This is a genomic window from Citrobacter sp. Cpo071 (assembly GCF_030332765.1).
Classification (GTDB): domain Bacteria; phylum Pseudomonadota; class Gammaproteobacteria; order Enterobacterales; family Enterobacteriaceae; genus Citrobacter; species Citrobacter portucalensis.
In genome coordinates, this window is the sequence record NZ_JAOWHE010000045.1 from 1 (window position 1) to 213 (window position 213).

1 tRNA gene is annotated in these 213 nt (G+C 53.5%); it reads right to left on the reverse strand.

The annotated features are described in order from the left end of the window. Positions 1 to 77 (reverse strand) — tRNA-Arg (locus tag OGY09_RS01060). Positions 78 to 213: the final 136 nt, after the last annotated feature.

Genomic DNA, 213 nt, shown 5'->3' on the forward strand with positions numbered 1-213 from the left:
TGGTGCATCCGGGAGGATTCGAACCTCCGACCGCTCGGTTCGTAGCCGAGTACTCTATCCAGCTGAGCTACGGATGCATCAGGGAAACTTACTTTACTGCAGATTTGATGTCGCTGCTAAAGCGACATCATGTAATATGGTGCATCCGGGAGGATTCGAACCTCCGACCGCTCGGTTCGTAGCCGAGTACTCTATCCAGCTGAGCTACGGATG